The sequence below is a fragment of the Actinacidiphila sp. bgisy160 genome (assembly GCF_057707815.1).
On record NZ_JBYIQW010000018.1, the window covers coordinates 77,798 to 94,842 of the forward strand.

General features: G+C 72.9%; 18 protein-coding genes and 1 pseudogene. 9 read left to right on the forward strand and 10 right to left on the reverse strand.

Annotated elements, in window-relative coordinates:
* Positions 1–140: 140 nt before the first annotated feature.
* Positions 141–392 carry a ribosomal protein L7/L12 gene (locus AC3EUJ_RS17065; protein WP_431962088.1) on the forward strand — a complete coding sequence of 84 codons (252 nt, stop codon included), beginning with the start codon at positions 141–143 and terminating at the stop codon, positions 390–392.
* A 103-nt stretch (positions 393–495) separates the two neighbouring features.
* On the opposite strand, the gene AC3EUJ_RS17070 is transcribed toward AC3EUJ_RS17065, so the two are convergent.
* Positions 496–1,257 (reverse strand): phosphoglyceromutase, encoded by a 762-nt coding sequence (locus tag AC3EUJ_RS17070; RefSeq protein ID WP_431962089.1) that lies wholly within the window; start codon positions 1,255–1,257, stop codon positions 496–498.
* 115 nt (positions 1,258–1,372) lie between these two features.
* Here AC3EUJ_RS17070 and AC3EUJ_RS17075 point away from each other — a divergent pair, with 115 nt between their 5' ends.
* Positions 1,373–2,659, forward strand: coding sequence for an MDR family MFS transporter (locus tag AC3EUJ_RS17075; protein ID WP_431962090.1), 1,287 nt, complete (start codon positions 1,373–1,375; stop codon positions 2,657–2,659).
* Positions 2,660–2,767: 108 nt separating this feature from the next.
* On the opposite strand, the gene AC3EUJ_RS17080 is transcribed toward AC3EUJ_RS17075, so the two are convergent.
* Positions 2,768–3,283, reverse strand: coding sequence for a type III secretion system chaperone family protein (locus AC3EUJ_RS17080; protein WP_431962091.1), 516 nt, complete (start codon positions 3,281–3,283; stop codon positions 2,768–2,770).
* On the reverse strand, positions 3,276–4,625 hold the full coding sequence (mshA, locus tag AC3EUJ_RS17085) for a D-inositol-3-phosphate glycosyltransferase (protein ID WP_431962092.1): 1,350 nt from the start codon (positions 4,623–4,625) through the stop codon (positions 3,276–3,278). The genes AC3EUJ_RS17080 and mshA overlap by 8 nt, the downstream gene beginning before the upstream one ends.
* Before the next feature lie 155 nt (positions 4,626–4,780).
* On the opposite strand from mshA, the gene AC3EUJ_RS17090 reads away from it, so the two are divergent.
* A complete protein-coding gene (locus AC3EUJ_RS17090) occupies positions 4,781–5,581 on the forward strand; it encodes a class I SAM-dependent methyltransferase (protein ID WP_431962093.1) in 801 nt (266 codons plus the stop codon).
* Between the two features lie 731 nt (positions 5,582–6,312).
* A complete protein-coding gene (locus tag AC3EUJ_RS17095; protein ID WP_431962094.1) occupies positions 6,313–7,581 on the forward strand; it encodes a PP2C family protein-serine/threonine phosphatase in 1,269 nt (422 codons plus the stop codon).
* Positions 7,582–7,622: 41 nt separating this feature from the next.
* On the opposite strand, the gene AC3EUJ_RS17100 is transcribed toward AC3EUJ_RS17095, so the two are convergent.
* The 3 genes from AC3EUJ_RS17100 to AC3EUJ_RS17110 all read right to left on the reverse strand — a co-directional run bounded on the left by AC3EUJ_RS17100 (position 7,623) and on the right by AC3EUJ_RS17110 (position 9,247).
* Complete coding sequence (locus tag AC3EUJ_RS17100) at positions 7,623–7,952, reverse strand: DUF2516 family protein (RefSeq protein ID WP_431962095.1); 330 nt, start codon at positions 7,950–7,952, stop codon at positions 7,623–7,625.
* A gap of 88 nt (positions 7,953–8,040) precedes the next feature.
* Entirely contained in the window at positions 8,041–8,667 is a 627-nt protein-coding gene (locus AC3EUJ_RS17105; protein ID WP_431962096.1) for a hypothetical protein, read from the reverse strand.
* 76 nt (positions 8,668–8,743) lie between these two features.
* Positions 8,744–9,247 carry a helix-turn-helix domain-containing protein gene (locus AC3EUJ_RS17110; protein WP_431962098.1) on the reverse strand — a complete coding sequence of 168 codons (504 nt, stop codon included), beginning with the start codon at positions 9,245–9,247 and terminating at the stop codon, positions 8,744–8,746.
* 215 nt (positions 9,248–9,462) lie between these two features.
* Between AC3EUJ_RS17110 and AC3EUJ_RS17115 the strand changes: the two genes are divergently transcribed.
* From AC3EUJ_RS17115 to AC3EUJ_RS17130, 4 genes are all read left to right on the forward strand, one after another.
* Positions 9,463–9,921 (forward strand): bacteriocin immunity protein, encoded by a 459-nt coding sequence (locus AC3EUJ_RS17115; protein ID WP_431962100.1) that lies wholly within the window; start codon positions 9,463–9,465, stop codon positions 9,919–9,921.
* Between the two features lie 95 nt (positions 9,922–10,016).
* Entirely contained in the window at positions 10,017–11,087 is a 1,071-nt protein-coding gene (locus AC3EUJ_RS17120; RefSeq protein WP_431962102.1) for a MerR family transcriptional regulator, read from the forward strand.
* Between the two features lie 9 nt (positions 11,088–11,096).
* Positions 11,097–11,876 (forward strand): 2-phosphosulfolactate phosphatase, encoded by a 780-nt coding sequence (locus AC3EUJ_RS17125; protein ID WP_431962104.1) that lies wholly within the window; start codon positions 11,097–11,099, stop codon positions 11,874–11,876.
* Positions 11,877–11,961: 85 nt separating this feature from the next.
* Entirely contained in the window at positions 11,962–12,510 is a 549-nt protein-coding gene (locus AC3EUJ_RS17130; RefSeq protein WP_431962106.1) for a DinB family protein, read from the forward strand.
* Positions 12,511–12,514: 4 nt separating this feature from the next.
* On the opposite strand, the gene AC3EUJ_RS17135 is transcribed toward AC3EUJ_RS17130, so the two are convergent.
* The 3 genes from AC3EUJ_RS17135 to AC3EUJ_RS17145 all read right to left on the reverse strand — a co-directional run bounded on the left by AC3EUJ_RS17135 (position 12,515) and on the right by AC3EUJ_RS17145 (position 15,340).
* The gene (locus tag AC3EUJ_RS17135; protein ID WP_431962108.1) at positions 12,515–13,342 is read right to left on the reverse strand and encodes a MerR family transcriptional regulator; all 828 of its coding nucleotides are present in this window, start codon (positions 13,340–13,342) and stop codon (positions 12,515–12,517) included.
* A gap of 100 nt (positions 13,343–13,442) precedes the next feature.
* The gene (locus AC3EUJ_RS17140; RefSeq protein WP_431962110.1) at positions 13,443–14,471 is read right to left on the reverse strand and encodes an aspartate-semialdehyde dehydrogenase; all 1,029 of its coding nucleotides are present in this window, start codon (positions 14,469–14,471) and stop codon (positions 13,443–13,445) included.
* Positions 14,468–15,340 carry a dihydrodipicolinate synthase family protein gene (locus AC3EUJ_RS17145; protein ID WP_431962112.1) on the reverse strand — a complete coding sequence of 291 codons (873 nt, stop codon included), beginning with the start codon at positions 15,338–15,340 and terminating at the stop codon, positions 14,468–14,470. The genes AC3EUJ_RS17140 and AC3EUJ_RS17145 overlap by 4 nt, the downstream gene beginning before the upstream one ends.
* A 103-nt stretch (positions 15,341–15,443) precedes the next feature.
* Between AC3EUJ_RS17145 and AC3EUJ_RS17150 the strand changes: the two are divergent.
* Positions 15,444–15,785: pseudogene (locus AC3EUJ_RS17150) on the forward strand (GNAT family N-acetyltransferase).
* Between the two features lie 393 nt (positions 15,786–16,178).
* Here AC3EUJ_RS17150 and AC3EUJ_RS17155 read toward each other — a convergent pair.
* Positions 16,179–17,036, reverse strand: coding sequence for a GntR family transcriptional regulator (locus AC3EUJ_RS17155; RefSeq protein ID WP_431962114.1), 858 nt, complete (start codon positions 17,034–17,036; stop codon positions 16,179–16,181).
* Positions 17,037–17,045: the final 9 nt, after the last annotated feature.

The window sequence follows — 17,045 nt, forward strand, 5'->3', positions numbered from 1 at the left end:
GGTCGCCTGCACGTCGGGGTCCCGGCCGGCGGCCAGGGCGTCGGTGGCGAACTCGCGTGGGCGAGGTGTACGCCGATGGCTGACGCGATGGGCTCGCGCTACCGGCTGCTCGTTCTCCTTGCTGCCTTCACCGGGCTGCTGTGTGCGACGACGTTCCTCATCACGCGGTGCTCACCGATCCGGGCCTCCGCGTGCTGGACGTCGCGCAGGTCGTGCGTCGGCTGAAGGGGCTGAGCCTCTGGCACAGCAAGGTTCTGGTGACGCAGGTTCCCGCCGTGATTCTCGCCGGCGTGCCCGAGGAAGACGCTGCGGCAGCCGTCTCGGCCCTCCGCGAGGTGGGAGCACAGGCGGAGACGAGAGAACGGCCGGAGCCGGGGTTTCCGACGGACTGAGCACGGCCCGATCAACCGGCTGGCGGCCCAGAGACGGCCCCGGAGCGGCAACAAGCCCCCTCCCCGCGGAGAAACCGCGGGCAGGGGGCTTGGTCGCGTCGGATTACTTCTTCTTGCCCTGGTTCTTCACGGCCTCGATCGCCGCCGCGGCCGCCTCGGGGTCGAGGTAACGGCCGCCCGGGGTGACCGGGCGGAAGTCGGCGTCGAGCTCGTAGGCGAGCGGGATGCCGGTGGGGATGTTCAGGCCCGCGATGTCGGCGTCGGAGATGCCGTCGAGGTGCTTGACGAGGGCGCGCAGGCTGTTGCCGTGGGCGGCGACCAGGACGGTGCGGCCGGCGAGGAGGTCGGGGACGATGCCGTCGTACCAGTAGGGCAGCATGCGGACGACGACGTCCTTCAGGCACTCGGTGCGCGGGCGCAGCTCCGGCGGGATGGAGGCGTAGCGCGGGTCGTCGCTCTGGGAGAACTCGCTGCCGTCCTCGATCGACGGCGGCGGGGTGTCGTAGGAGCGGCGCCAGAGCATGAACTGCTCCTCGCCGAACTCCGCCAGGGTCTGCGCCTTGTCCTTGCCCTGGAGGGCTCCGTAGTGGCGCTCGTTCAGGCGCCAGCTGCGGTGCACGGGGATCCAGTGCCGGTCGGCGGCCTCGAGGGCCAGCTGCGCGGTGCGGATCGCGCGCTTCTGGAGGGAGGTGTGGACGACGTCGGGGAGGAGTCCGGCGTCCTTCAGCAGCTCGCCGCCCCGGACCGCCTCCTTCTCGCCCTTCTCGTTGAGGTTGACGTCGACCCAGCCGGTGAAGAGGTTCTTCGCGTTCCACTCGCTCTCGCCGTGGCGGAGGAGGATCAGCTTGTAGGGAGCTTCTGCCATGGCAAGGAGTCTAAAAGAAAACCCTTTGGTGCCCTCCGGAGGGCGGATGTAAGCTGCGCTGGCCAGACCGGCCCATTACGCCTACAGCGCCCCGACGCCGCGAGGAGCAGCCGCCGTGCCCGATGTCAGACGTGCCCTACGGGAGACCGTGTCGGGACTCCCCCGGACCTTCTGGTGGCTGTGGACCAGCACGCTGGTCAACCGGCTCGGCGGCTTCGTCGTCACCTTCCTCGCGCTCTACCTCACCCTCGACCGGGGTTACTCCGCCACCTACGCCGGTCTCGTCGCGTCCCTGTACGGCCTGGGCGGCGCCTTCGGCGCGGTCGTCGGCGGGGTGCTGACCGACCGGATGGGGCGGCGCTCGACGATGCTGCTGGCCCAGGTCGCCGCCGCCGCCGGCACGGCGACGCTGGCCTTCGTGGACGGGCAGGCGCAGATCGCGGCGGTGGCCACGGTGATCGGAGTGGCGAGCAGCGCCTCGCGGCCCGCGGTGCAGGCGATGATGGCGGACGTGGTGCCCGCCGCGGACCGGGTGCGGGCGTTCTCGCTCAATTACTGGGCGATCAACATCGGGTTCGCCGTCTCCTCGGCGGCGGCCGGTCTCATCGCCTCGCAGGGCTATCTGTGGCTGTTCCTCGGCGACGCGTTCATGACGGTGCTCTGCGCGCTGGTGATCTACGCCAAGGTGCCGGAGTCGATGCCGGGCGGGGAGCCCGCAGCAGCGGCCGCCACGGGTGCGGCGGGCGGGGAGTCGCGCGTCGGCCTCGGGGTCGTCCTGCGCGACCAGCGGTTCATGGCGTTCGTCGCGCTGACGTTCCTGCTGGGCACGGTCACCCAGCAGGGTTCGACGACCCTCTCGGTCGACATGGGCCGCCAGGGCTTCTCCGCGAGCCAGTACGGCCTGGTCATCGGGCTCAACGGCCTGCTGATCGTGCTGCTGCAGATCCCGCTCACCCGGCTCGTGGAGCGGCGGAGCGTGGCGGCGCTGCTCACCGCCGGCACTCTGCTGATGGGCTGGGGCTTCGGGCTCACCGCCTTCGCCGGTTCGGTCCCGTTCTACGCGCTGACGGTGGCGGTGTGGACGATCGGCGAGATCCTGCACGCGCCGGCCTCGATGTCGCTGGTCGCCGACCTGGCGCCGGCCCACGCCCGAGGCCGCTACCAGGGCATGTACTCCCTCGCCTGGCCCGCGGCGTCCTTCGCGGGACCGCTGCTGGGCGGCGTGGCGCTGGACCGGTGGGGCGGCGGCGTGGTGTGGGGGGCCTGCGCCGTGGTCGGTACGGTCGCCGGCGCGGGCTACTGGCTGCTGCTGCGGGAGCGCGGCGCGCAGGCCGCGCAGGTGGACGCGGTGCCGCCGGCCCCGGCGCGGATACCGGAGCCCGAGCCGACGGCGGACTGCTAGCGGGAGGGTTCGCGCTTCGCCTCGTACAGGTGTGCGGCGGGCATTGAGGGTGTCGTGGTGCGGCGACACCCGGGGAAGGCCTCGGGAGGGCACAGGGCGGCAGCGGCGCTACTCGGCGCCCGTGTCCGCCTTGCCGATCAGATGTGTGAACGCGTCGAGGTTGCGTGTGGATTCGCCGCGCGCGGTCCGCCAGGCGTGCTCCTTGCGGATCGCGTCCGCGAAGCCCAGCTCCAGCAGGGTGTTGAAGCTGCCGTCGGCGTTCTCCACGACGGCGCCCAGCAGCCGGTCGACCTCCTCGGGCGTCACCGCGACCAGCGGCAGCCGGCCGCAGAGGTAGACGTCGCCGAGCCTGTCGATGGCGTAGGCCACCCCGTACAGCCGGGTGTTGCGCTCCAGGAGCCAGCGGTAGAACGCCTCGTGGTTCTCGTCGGGACGGCGCACGACGAAGGCGTTGACCGTGAGGGTGTGCCGCCCCACGGCCAGGGCGACGGTGGTGGACAGCTTGCGCGTGCCGGGAAGCGTGACGACGTACTCGCCGCCGGCGCCGGTCTCCCAGCCGAGTTCCGCGTCCTTCAGTGCCTGCTCGACCGCCGCGCGCGCCGCCGTCTGCTCCCGCTCACCCATGCGGCGATCGTAGGCGACGCCGCCGCTCGGCCATCGCACCCGCGTACACCTCGGCGGTCCTGGTGGCCGCCGCGTCCCAGCCGAAGCACTCCGCGCGCCGGGCCGCGGCCGCGCCCATGGCGGGCACCAGCTGCGGGTGCTCCACGAAGCGGCGCAGGGCGCGCGCGTAGTCGGCCGGGTCGTGGCCGGTGACGAGGAAACCGGTCTCGCCGTCCTTCACCGCCACCGGCAGCCCGCCGACCGATGCCGCCACCACCGGCGTGCCGCAGGCCTGCGCCTCTATGGCGACCAGCCCGAACGACTCGCTGTAGGAGGGCATGACCAGCACGGACGCGGCCCGGTACCAGTCCGCGAGCCGGTCCTGGGCGACCGGGGGCTGGAAGCGCACAAGGTCGGAGATGCCGAGCCGGGCGGCGAGCTTGTGCAGGCGTTCGGGCTTGGCCAGCCCGCTGCCGCTCGGCCCGCCGACGACGGGGACGACGAGGCGGTCGCGCAGCGACGGGTCCTCCGCGAGCAGGATCGCCGCGGCACGCAGCAGGATGTCCGGCGCCTTGAGGGGTTGTATCCGGCCGGCGAAGAGCGGGATCACCGCGTCCTGCGGGAGGCCGAGGCGCGCGCGGGCCCCGGCGCGGCCGCCGTGGGCGTCCGGCCGGAAGCGCTCCAGGTTCACCCCGGGGTGGACGACGGCGACCTTGCGGGGGTCGGCCTCGTAGTGCCGGATCAGCTCGTCCGACTCCTCGGCGGTGTTGGCGATCAGCCGGTCGGCGGCGTCGACGATCTGCGTCTCGCCGATGACCCGGGCCGCGGGCTCGGGCGTGTCGCCGTCGGCGAGTGCGGCGTTCTTCACCTTGGCCATGGTGTGCATGGCATGGACGAGCGGGACGCCCCAGCGCTCGGCGGCGAGCCAGCCGACGTGGCCGGAGAGCCAGTAGTGCGAGTGCACCAGGTCGTAGTAGCCCTGGCGGTGGCTGGCCTCGGCGTGCATCACGCCGTGGGTGAAGGCGCACAGCTGCGCGGGGAGGTCCTCCTTGTTCAGGCCCTCGTACGGCCCGGCGTCCACGTGCCGCACCAGGACCCCGGGGGCCAGCTCGACCATGGGCGGCAGGGCGGCCGTGGTGGCGCGGGTGAAGATCTCCACCTCCACGCCGGGGCCCTCCGCGAGCCGCTTCGCCAGCTCGACGATGTAGACGTTCATGCCGCCCGCGTCCCCGGTGCCGGGCTGGTGGAGGGGCGAGGTGTGCACGCTGAGCATGGCCACGCGCCGCGGACGGCGCCCACCGGCATGGCGGCGCAGCCGACGGTGGGCACCACCGGCCAGGACCTTCGCCACGTACTGGCTCACGTCGCGTCCTCCACTTCCTCGACGGGCGGCCGAGCGGAGACCACCCTCCAACCCTGACAACCAGCGGAAGGCCTAGATCCATTTCCGCTTTGCCAAAGCGTGACCGTCGGCAGGGCCCGGATCCGACGGCCGTGGGCTCGGCATAGGCTCGACGCATGCGCGCGACACGGCCGGTCGGTGAGGTGACCCGGGGGACGACCAACCCCAACCGTCTGCGCCGCATGGACCGCTGGATCGCCGCGCAGCACGGACCCGCGCTGCGCCGCAGCGACGACCCGCTCGCCGTGGACCTGGGCTACGGCGCCGCGCCCTGGACCGCCCTGGAACTGCTGCGACGGCTGCGCACCGCGCGCCCCGACGCCGAGGTCGTCGGCATCGAGATCGACCCGGCCCGGGTGGCCGCCGCCCGGCCGTACGCCCGCGAGGGGCTCTCCTTCGCGCACGGCGGCTTCGAGGTGCCCCTCCCCGACGGCCGCAGGCCGGCCCTGATCCGGGCGGCGAACGTGCTGCGCCAGTACGACGAGGAGCGGGTCGCCGAGGTGTGGACGCGGCTGCGGGCCCGGCTCGCGCCGGACGGGCTGCTGGTGGAGGGCACCTGCGACGAGATCGGCCGCCGACACGTGTGGGTGGCGCTCGGCCCCGAGGGGCCGCGCACGGTGACCTTCGCCACCCGGCTCGGCTCGCTGGAGCGCCCCTCCGACCTGGCGGAGCGGCTGCCCAAGGCGCTGATCCACCGCAATGTGCCGGGCGAGCCGGTCCACGCGTTCCTCACCGACTTCGACCGGGCGTGGGCGGCCGCCGCGCCCTTCGCCTCCCTGGGCGCCCGGCAGCGCTGGATCCGCGCGGTGCGCAGCCTGGCGGGCCCGGGCGGCTGGCCCGTCACCGACGCCCCGGCCCGCTGGCGCCAGGGCGAGGTGACCGTCCGCTGGGAGGCCCTGGCCCCGGCGCCGGGCTGATCCGGATCGCCCGCGCGCGGTCCCGGGGAAGGACACCGGCTCACGGCACTGGCCGATTCCGTCTTCCGTGGCACCGCCCACGACCATGTGACGAACCGTCACATATGCTGCGGGGGTGCCCGCGTGAAGCGTACGGCCTGCCTGGCCCGTGCCGCGCTGCCGCTCCCCGCCGCCCGTACCGGTCGCGCACGCCGATACGCCCGGCCCACCCCGCACTCTCCAGGGCGTACGGGCCGAGGTGCCTACGACTTCGCGCACGAACGGGTCCTCGCCCGCGTCATCGATCGTGAGCAGACGCGGCTGCGCACCGTCACCGCCCCGGGGGCGCGCGCTCGCCCGAGCCCGTCCACGCGTCGCGTTCCGGGCGGCGGATCACGGTGGCGGGCGCCGGGTCGACGCCCAGCCCTCGGCGTCGTGCGCCCCCGATGAGCGGACGCGGCCACCCCGGACCGCCGGACCGCTGTGACCTGCGTCCTGTGACCCCGGCCGCGTGGCCCGCGCCACCGCGCGCCGGGCCAAACGTGATGTTGGCCACGCCCGGCTCGTCCCCCCGAGTCCGAAATCCGCAGCTCAGCACCGCATATGACACGGGCGGTTTACCAACAGGGCCTCCCCCGCCGCCGGGCGCTACCGCTATGGTCGCCCTTCAGTGTGCTCGGAGCTGAGCAACCGATCCGACCGATCCGACCGCTCCGGGACGTTGCCCTCGGGGGGAGGGAAGGAATTGTCCGATGTCGCCGATGTCCGCGACCGAGCGGCGCACCGACCAGTACGCCGCCGTGCCGGGGCCGCGCCAGGAATCACCCTTGGCCGACGGCCGGACCTCCCCTGCCCTGACCCTGCTCGTCATCGGTGAGGACCCCGCCGGCGCCTTCACCCTCCCCGACCTGCTGGACGTCTCCGGCACACGGGTGCGCATCCGCCGCGCCCGCAACCTGACCGAGACCGAGCGGTTGCTGAGGGACGATGTCAACTGCATCCTGCTGGAGCTCTCCGCCCACGCCGCCGAAGGCACCTCCGACGGGCTGGACAGCCTGCGGCAGCTGATGCGGCTCGCCCCCCGCACGGCCGTGCTGGTGCTGACCACGGGCACCGACACCGACGCCGAGCGCGCCGCCGAGGCCGTCCGCGTCGGCGCCCAGGACCATCTGACCCCGGCCGACCTGGACCCGTCCCATCTGACCCGGGCCATCCGCTACGCCGTGGAGCGCAAGCGCGCCGACGTCGCACAGCGCCAGCTGACCGAGACCCGGCTGCTCGCCCAGGAGAACTCCCGGCTGGAACGCGGGCTGCTCCCCACGCCGCTGCTCCACGGTGCCGACCTGCGCTTCGCCGCCCGCTACCGGCCCGGCCGCAGCCGGGCCCTGCTCGGCGGCGACTTCTACGACACCGTCCGCACCCCGGACGGCACCGTGCACGCGATGATCGGCGACGTCTGCGGCCACGGCCCGGACGAGGCCGCCCTCGGGGTGGAGCTGCGCATCGCCTGGCGCGCGCTGACGCTGGCCGGACTGTGCGGGGCCGCCCTGCTGGGCACGCTGCAGCAGGTCCTGGAGCACGAGCGGTCCGACGACGAGATCTTCGCGACCCTCTGCCAGGTCGACATCAGTCCGGACGGCCGCGCCGCCGACCTCTGGCTGGCCGGTCACCCGGCGCCGCTGCTGTCGCTGTCCGGGATGGCGCCGCAGTTGCTGCCGTACGAGCACGGCGGCCCGGCGCTCGGGCTGCTGCCGCAAAAGGACTGCTGGGAGGGCGCGCGCTTCGAGCTGGGCGAGGCGTGGAGCCTGATGCTCTACACCGACGGGCTGATCGAGGGCCGGATCGGCCTGGGCGCGCAGCGACTGGGCCAGGAGGGCATGGTCGAGCTGGTCACGCGGCAACTGTCCGCCGGACTCGCCGGCGAGGAGCTGCTGGACGCGGCCATGACCGAGGTCCGGGAGCTCAACGGTGGGGAGCTGACGGACGACGTGGCCCTGATGCTCCTGGAGTCCGGCGCCTGATCCGCGGGCCCGGCCGGTCCGCCGGCCGGGAGGCCGCCGCCTCAGCGGTTGAACGGTCCGTACGGGCCGTCGCTGCTGCTTCCGCCGCGCCGCCGCGGACCCGACACCTGCTTGAGGGCCGGACGCACGTCCACCGTGTAGACGATCACCGCGATCAGGCCGATGACCGGCAGGAACCACATGATCGGCAGGATCGCGATCAGCGCCGCCGCCACGGCGAGGATGATCAGCCAGAAGGCCTTGGTGTTCTTGTCCGCCGCCCGGTAGGCGTCCTCACGCCGGATGGCCGCGTCGACCAGCGCGAACACCGCGAAGACCAGCAGGGCGATGGAGATCCAGCCCAGAAAGTTGTAGAAGCCCTGCACCAGCATTGCCGTCCACCTCCGTCATCGGCTCCCACCGTACCGGCACAACGGGCCGGGCACGCCGCGCGTGCCCGGCCCGTGATGTACCGGCCGCTCAGGACGCGGGCTTGCCCGGCGTCGTGGGCTTCTTGCCCGGCGTCGCGGGCTTCTTGGCCGCGGGGGCCTTCTTCGCCTGACTGTCCTGCACCAAAGCGGGGGCCGGGGCAGGGGAGGGCGCCGGAGCCGGCTTGCTGTCCGCGGCCGGCGCCTGCCGCGCCGCCGGGACGGGCTCCGGCTCGATCGCGACCGCGATGTCCTCGACCTGCTCGGCGGCCTCGCCGCGCCAGGTCGCGACCGCGTCCTTGCCGCGCTCGGCCAGGCCGTCGTAGGCCTCCTTGGCGCGGACCGCGTACTCGGCGGCCCGGCCCACCTGCTGCAGCGCGAAGTCCTGCGCGGAGTCGCGCAGCTTGCGCAGGTCGCCGTCGATGGTGCCCAGGAGCTCGTTGACCTTTGCCTGCGCCCTGGTCTGGGCGTCCTTGGCCTGTGCGGTCACCTTCTCCTGCACGGCCTTGGGGTCGGTGCCGCGGATCTTCTCGATCCGCTCGGGGGCCTCGGCGCGGATCTTCTCGATCAGCGGCGGGACCTCCTTGAGCTTCTCGGCCGCGAGGTCCGCGGTCCCGGCCAGCGCGTACAGCGGGGTCGGGTCCTTGAGGGTCTTGACGATGTCTTCGGTGATCGCCATGAGGGTTTCTCCCGTTTGAGGATGGTGGCGTGTACGTCTGTTCAGTCGCTCGTTCCGCGCGGCCGGCCGCGGCCGGTCACCCGGCGGCCGCGGCGTCACCGCCGCCACCGCCGCTGCCCGGCCCGGCCGGTCCGGACGCGTTCGGCTTCAGCACGGCGACAGCCTTCTTCGCCGCCTTCTTCGCCACGTGCTCGCGCGGCGCAGCGGGCTGCCCGTCAAGAGCTTCCTCCACTGCGGCGTTCTCCTTGCGGAACGACTCGTAGATCTGCAGGAGGACTTGCTTCTGCTTCTCGTTGATCGCCGTGTCGGCGAGGATGGCGGTCCGCACCTCCATCCCGTCGCCCTGGTCCCGCTCGTCGAGGATCCCGGCCTGCACGTACAGGGTCTCGGCGGAGATGCGCAGCGCCCTGGCGAGCTGCTGCAGGATCTCGGCGCTGGGCTTGCGCAGCCCGCGCTCGATCTGGCTGAGGTAGGGGTTGGACACCCCGGCGGCGTCGGCGAGCTGACGCAGGGACAGCTGCGCGTTGCGGCGCTGCTCCCGCAGATACTCACCGAGGGTGCCGACGTTCAGTGAAGCCATGTCTCCGAGGATGCCGCGCGGTGCTAACTTTTGCAAGCAAGGTGCTTGCAAAAGTCTCGTTACGGGGATGTGACGTCCCCCTCCCGGCCCAGCCGGCCGCCCCACCGGGCAGAGCCGGGTTCCCCGAACCGGGTCGTCCGGCGGGGCGGACCGGCCGGCGTCGCGGCCCCGGGCCGCTCCGGCCCGCTGTCGGCCCCGGCGCGCATAATGCCGCCGTGAACCTGCGTGCCGAACTCCTACCGCCGCCCGTCAGCCCGGAACGACTGGCGGAGCCCGCCCATGAGATCGAGTGCGTCGCGCGCCTGGCCGGGACCGGCGGGCCCTTCGAGGAGGCGGTGTCCGCCTTCAACGAGCGGACGGGCCATGACTACCTGCCCTCGGACCTCGCCTGGTACCACACCTCGCGCGACCTGGAGGACTTCGCCCGGGAGGCCGCCCGGCCCGCCCAGCCGCGGGTGGCCGGCGTCACGCGCGAGGAACTCGTCGGGATCGTCCGCCGCGTCACGGACGGCGCGGTCGGCGCGGACACCGACCACCACCTGCTGCTCTTCGACTGCAACACCCCTCACCCCAGAGCCTGCGACCTGCTCTTCCACCCGCCGGCCGGCCTCGAGGACGCCACACCCGAGCGGATCGTCGACGCCGCCCTCGCCTACCGGCCGATCGCCTTGTGAACCGGGCCCGGGCAGCCGGTTGACCTTGACCTTGGGGCAGGCCACAGCATCGAAGCGGCCGGGCGGTGTGCCCGGCCCGAGGGAGGGAGCCCGCCATGGACTCGCTGACGATCGGGGCCTTCGCGAAGGCTTCCCGGCTGTCACCGAAGGCGCTGCGGCTGTACGACGAGCTCGGGCTGCTGACGCCCACACGGGTCGATCCGCTGACCGGCTACCGCCACTACGCGCCCGCCCAGCTGGAGCGTGCCCGGCTCGTGGCGTGGCTGCGGCGCCTGGGGATGCCGCTGGCCCGCATACGTGAGGTGTGCGCACTGGACGCGCCCGCCGCCGCGCGGGAGATCCGGGCGTACTGGGCACAGACCGAGGCCGCGCACGGCGCGCGGCGGGATCTGGCCGCCTTCCTCGTCGATCACCTGTCCCGGAAGGACCGCGCCGTGAACGACGCGAACCACTGCCTGGAACTGCGCTACGCCGCCCTCTCCGACGCCGGCCTGGTCCGGCCTGGCAATCAGGACACCGCCTACGCCGACGCCCGACTGCTGGCGGTGGCCGACGGCTTCGGCGGCGAAGGGGCGCCCGCGGGCGCCGCCGCCGTCGACGCGCTGAAGGAGCTCGACACCCGCGCCGCCCAGGGCGGCCTGCTGGACCTGCTGCAGGACGCCCTGGACCGGGCCGACGAGACCGTGCGCGGCTTCGCGGACTCGGGCACCACACTCACCGCGCTGCTGTGGTCCGGGGAGCGGCTGGCCCTCGTCCACATCGGCGACTCGCGGGCGTACCTGCTGCGCGACGGCGAGCTGTTCCGCATCACGCACGACCACACGATGGTGCAGTCGATGGTGGACGAGGGCCGGCTGACCGAGTCCGAGGCCGCCTCGCACCCCCAGCGGTCGCTGCTCGTACGGGCGCTGGGCTCGGGCACCCGCCCCGCCGGGCGCCTGCCCGACCTGCGGCTGCACGACCCGCGTCCCGGCGACCGCTACCTGCTGTGCACGGACGGCCTGTCCGCCGTCGTCCCGGACGAGGAGCTGCGCCGGGTGCTCGCCTCGGGAGCCGAACCCGGCCAGGCGGTGCGCACGTTGGTCGGGCTGGCCAATGCCGCCGGCGGTCCCGACAACGTCAGTTGCGTGGTCGCCGATGTACAGGAGGGGACCGCGGCGGCATAGTCCTCGCCCATGAGCGAAGAATGGTTTCTGCAGACGGGCCACGGGGTGCGCTTCGAGTGGGGGCCGGAAGGCGCCCGGCTGATCGGCGCGCATGTGGCGTGCCTGGTCGTCGTCGACGTCCTGTCCTTCACCACGGCGGTGACGGTGGCCGTGGAGGCGGGCATCGCGGTGCACCCTTACGCCTGGCGCGACGCGACGGCCGCCGCGTACGCCCGGCGGGTCGGCGCGCGGCTTGCCGTGGGGCGGCGGGAGGTGTCCGAGCGCTCGCCGTGGTCGCTGTCCCCTGCCGCGCTGCGCCGTGCGCCCTACACCCCGCGGCTGGTGCTGCCCTCGCCCAACGGATCGACGATCGCCGCTGCTGCCGGGCAGGCGGCGACCGTGGTCGCCGCCTGCCTGCGCAACGCCACGGCCGTCGGAGCGTGGCTCGCGCGGCACGGCTACGGCGTCCGGGAGCGCCCCGTCGCGGTGATCGCCGCCGGCGAGCGCCGGCCGGACGGGGCCCTGCGGCCCTCGCTGGAGGACCTGCTCGGCGCCGGCGCGGTCGTCGCCGCGCTGCAGGGGCACGCCCCCGCGGTGACGCCCTCCCCCGAGGCGCGCGCCGCGGCGGCCGCCTTCGCCGGGACCCCCGATCCGGCCGCCGCCGTGGCGGCCTGCGCCTCCGGGCTCGAACTCGACGGCGGCGGCTTCCCCGAGGACGTCGTGATCGCCACCGAACTCGACGCGGCCTCCGTCGTCCCCGTCCTGTCCGAGGGAGCCTTCTCCTCGCCGCTCATCGCGGACCGGAACTGACCGCAAGGGTGCGTAACGTCGAAGACACCGAGGACGCAGGGAAACCGGCGCCCACGACCGAGCCCACGACCAAGGGGAGCGCGCGATGCCGACGGTGGTACGGAACGAGACTAATGAGCGGGACGCGCTGCTGGCCTACCTGGAGGCGCAACGCGGCGGGGTACGCCGGGCGGTGCTCGGACTCACCGAAGAGCAGGCGTCCTCGCGGCCCAGCGTCAGCGAGATGAGCCTCGCCGGGCTGGTCAAGCACGTCGCCAGGACCGAGGAGTCCTGGGTGCAGGGCCTGCTGCTGGGCCACGAGGACAAGAAGGGCACCGAGGCGGACTACCTCGACGGCTTCCGGCTGCTGGAGGGCGAGACACTCGCCGGCCGGCTGGAGGAGTACGCGCGGATCGGCCGGGAGACCGAGGAGGCCGTCCTGGCGCTGCCCGACCTGGAGGTCGTGGTGCCGCTGCCCGACGCGCCCTGGAACCCGCCGGGCATGAAGGTCAGCGCCCGCTGGATCCTGCTCCACCTCATCGAGGAGACCGCCCGGCACGCCGGGCACGCGGACGTGATCCGCGAGTCCCTGGACGGCCTGACGGCCTTCGAACTGGTCGCCGAGGCGGCTCAGCGGGGCAAGCCGATGGGCTGACCGGTCACGCCCCCGTGGCCAGCGGCTGCTGCAGCTCCGTCACCCAGGTGTCGGGATGCCCGCCGGCCTCCAGGTAGAACTCGCGCGGGTAGCCGGTGGGGCGGCGGCCGTGGGCGTCGATCCAGCGGGCCAGCGTCTGCTCGGAGCGCAGGACGTCGTCCATGGAGCCGCGGTGCACGATCGTCGCCGCGCTCTCGATCGCGGGCAGGTCGACGACCGAGAAGTCGTACTGGCCGTCCGGCTCGACCGCTACCTGCAGCCCCGCGTGCACCAGGACCGCGCCGTTCCCCTCCGCCGCGTCCTCGTAATAGGCCACGCCGGGCCCCACCGGCCGCACGCCCGCCGCGTCCAGCCGCCGGCACAGCTCGTCGTACAGCGGCTGGATGACGGGCCCGATCTGCGCCGGCTCGAACCCCTCCGCGGTCGCTGTCAGCTCCGCGAGCCGCACCCCGGGCACCCTCTTGATCACCACATCGTCGGTGGACATCCGTCCCTCGCTCTCGATCGTCCGGAGCCTCGCCTCGACGCCCGCCAGCCGCGCCGCGTCCGCGGCCATCGCCGCCGCGAGCTCGGCGCGGCGCAGCCGCAGCATGCCGCGCAGCTGCTCCGCGCTCACCTCCTCGTCGAGGATCGACCGCACCTGTTCGAGCGTGAAGCCGAGGTCCTTGAGGGCGATGACGCGGTTGAGCCGGGCGAGCTGCCCGGCGGCGTAGTAGCGGTAGCCGGTGGCGGCGTCGACGCGGTCGGGGCGCAGCAGTCCGACCGCGTCGTAGTGACGCAGCATGCGCACCGACACGCGGCCGTGCCTGGCGAAGTCTCCGATTCCGAACATGACGTCTCCGAGTCCAGCGCCTCACACGGTGTGAGGGTCAAGCGGAACGGCGAGTGCCCCGGCGCGCGGTCCGCGCCGGGGCACCCGTGGGAAGAAGCGGTCAGCCGCGCAGCTCGGCGGCGACGAGTTCCGCGATCTGGACGGCGTTGAGCGCGGCGCCCTTGCGGAGGTTGTCGTTGGAGAGGAAGAGCGCGAGGCCGTGCTCGACGGTCTCGTCCACCCGGATCCGGCCGACGTAGGAGGGGTCCTTGCCGGCGGCCTGCTGCGGGGTCGGGATCTCCGACAGCTCCACGCCCGGGGCGGCGCCCAGCAGCTCGTACGCGCGCGCCACACTGAGCGGACGCTCGAAACGGGCGTTGACCTGCAGCGAGTGCCCGGAGAAGACGGGGACGCGGACGCAGGTGCCGGACACCTTCAGCTCCGGGATGCCCAGGATCTTGCGGGACTCGTTGCGGAGCTTGTGCTCCTCGTCGGTCTCGAAGCGGCCGTCGTCGACGATCTTGCCGGCCAGCGGGACGACGTTGAACGCGATGGGCCGCTGGTAGACCGCGGGCTCGGGGAACTCCACGGCGGCGCCGTCGAAGGTCAGCTCGGTCGCCCGGTCGGCGACCTTGCGCACCTGGCCGTCGAGCTCGGCGACACCGGCCAGACCGGAGCCGGAGACCGCCTGGTAGGTGGTGGCGACCAGCGCGGTCAGCCCCGCCTCGTCGTGCAGCGGGCGCAGCACGGGCATGGCGGCCATGGTGGTGCAGTTGGGGTTGGCGATGATGCCCTTGGGGCGGTCGGCGATCGCCTGCGGGTTGACCTCGGAGACGACCAGCGGGACCTCGGGGTCCATCCGCCAGGCGGAGGAGTTGTCGATCACCACGGCGCCCGCGGCGGCGACCTCGGGGGCCAGCGCCTTGGAGGTGGCGCCGCCCGCCGAGAACAGCACGATGTCGAGACCGGTGTAGTCCGCGGTGGCCGCGTCCTCGACCGTGACCTCGCCGTCCTTCCACGGCACGGCACGTCCCGCCGAACGGGCCGACGCGAACAGCCGCAGCTGCTCCACCGGGAAGTCGCGCTCGGCCAGCACCTTGCGCATGACACCGCCGACCTGGCCGGTGGCTCCGACGATTCCGATCCTCATCCGGTCTCTCCGATCAGTGCGTACGTACGGTCCCGAGTATCCCCCGATGCGGCGAGTGCCCGGAGTGCCGTCCCTAGGGACGGTCGCCCGGCGGGCAGCAGCGGCAGCCGCACGTCGGGGGTCGGGATGCGTCCCTGGACGTGCAGCACCGCCTTGATCAGCGTGGGGTTCGGCTCGGCGAAGAGGGCGGCGGCGAGCCTCGCCAGCGCCTGCCCGCGCTCCGCGTCGTGGGAGCGGGCCTCCTCCACCCACCGCTCGGTGGCCAGGTGCCCGGAGGCCGTGATCGCCCCCTGGGCGCCCAGGGCGAGCAGGGCGGGCGCGAAGACGTCGTCCCCGGCGTACAGCGGTACCTGGCCGACCAGCAGGACGGTGTCCTGGTCGATGCCGCCGACGGCGTGCTTGAAGCCCACGACCCCGTCGATCGCGGCGATCGCGCGCACCGTGTCCGCGGTGAGGGCGAGCCCGGTGCGGTAGGGGATGTTGTAGACGACCAGCGGCACCGCCGACGACCGCGCCAGGGCCTCGAAGTGCGCGACGACCCCGTCCTGCGAGGGCCTGACGTACGACGGCACGGACACCAGCGCGGCGTCCGCGTCCAGCTCCGCGAGTTCCGCGGCGGCCCGGCGCGTGTCCGGCCCCCCGGCGCCCACGGTGTACCGCAGCCCCCGCTCCCGGCACACCCGCCCCACGGTCTCCCGGACGACCGCCTTCTCGGCCTCGTCCAGCATCGCCGCCTCGGCGGTCGTCCCCAGCGCCACCAGCCCGGCGACGCCTCCGTCGGCCACCTCGTGCGCCAGCCGCTCCAGCGCGCCGGCGTCCACGCGACCGGCCTCGTCGAAGGGCGTGATGAGCGGTACGTGAATTCCCATGCCATCGAGCGTGGGCCCACGGCACCCTCAAGGTCCAGTTAATAGTCCTTCATCGCACCAATAAGCAGTACTGCACAAAGGCACCTCCCTGCCCTCAGGCCCCATGAGCGACGACCGGTACGAGATCTCCGCCGACCCCGCCCGCATCGGCGCCGCTATCGCCGCCTCCCTCAACTTCGGCGCCTACGACAGGGCCTCCGGCGCCCAGGGGGCGTCCGCTTCGTCACCGACCACGCCACCTTCGCCTGGCTCTGCGACGTCTACGTCACCCTCCGCCCGCGGCCGCGGCCTCGCCACGGCCCTGGCAACGGCCGCCCGGGACCACCTGGAGTCCCTGGGCGTGCGGCGCGTGCTCCTCGCGACGCACGACGCCCACGGGGTGTACGCGAAGGTGGGGTTCGAGCCGCTGGAGGTGCCGGGGCACTGTATGTCACTGGTGATGTGAGCCGTGCATCGGCCACCTCGTACTCGCGCCTGGGCCCTCCGGCAGTGCGTTCGATACTCACGCGGCAGCACCGCGCTTCAGCCCGATTGCCCCGTTCCGTGCAACCTGAAGAAGCGCAGGCCCAACGGATGAAGTCATGTCAAGCCCAGGATCCGAGCTCACGCGACTTGCCGTCAGTTCCGCGCTCACCTCGTAGGCGTTGCGGCCGACGCCCGTGGTAATCGCCCACAGCAGCCCGTGCAGATCTCCGTGTCGAGCAGCTCGGGCGGGAGCAGCCGCATGCGCCCGAGGCGTCCTTGAGCCGTGAGGCGGCCACAGAGGCGGGATGCCCGGCGAAGAGGCGGCAGATCGGACCATCGAAGTCCAGCAGGACACACTCGATGCCGGCGGATGTCAGGCGGGCTTGGCTAGCCTCGTCCACAGAGAGTCGAACCACTCCTGAGAGAGTCCCACACGTTCCGGCGGCTGCGGGTAAAGCTTGGCCCCGACACCCAGGACGTCATGGATCTTGATGGTCGCATCGCCGATGGTGATGACGTTGTCGGTGACAACGTACATGCCGTCAAGGGCCATGTCGCCGTTGATCAGATAGAGCTTGTGCAGGGGCGTGACCGGCACCAGTCGTACCTCGACGGTCACCTCGGACACGGCGCCTTGACCGACCAGGTTCTCCAGGTTTCTCAGGGCTCGGACGTGAGCCGCCGACAGACTGCTGAGCCGCTCCATGGGACGCTCGTCGTCGGGGTCCTCGACGCTGCGTGGAATGGCCAGTCGCACGTCGGTGCGCGGCAGCAGCAGGCGCAGGTGGATCGAGGACGGCCGGATGTCCCCGCGGATGATCCGTTTGACCTGCTGCACGATGGCCGCGTTGAGTGACTCCGCCGTCAGGCAGTACGCGTCGATCGTGATGTGCTCCGCCTCGAACGCCTCGGCGATGGCGTCGTCCAGCTCGATGCTGCCCGCGCCCGCGGCCGGCACGGCGGTCCCGTTGGCGTGGGCGGTGACGGACTTCCGCCAGTCGCGGGCGAAGACTCCCTTGCCCAGAGCCGACTCCACATAACCCTTGCCCTCAAGCGCCTTGATCGCCTTCTGGACGGTGGCACGGGAGACGTCAAAGCGGTCCACTAACTCCGCATGCGTGGGCAGTTGCTCGCCCACCCCGATCGCGCCGCCCTCGATCTCATGACGCAACACATCGGCCACACGCTCGTACTCACGCCTGGTTCCACCGACGGTACGGTCGTTCGACATGCCGTCGAG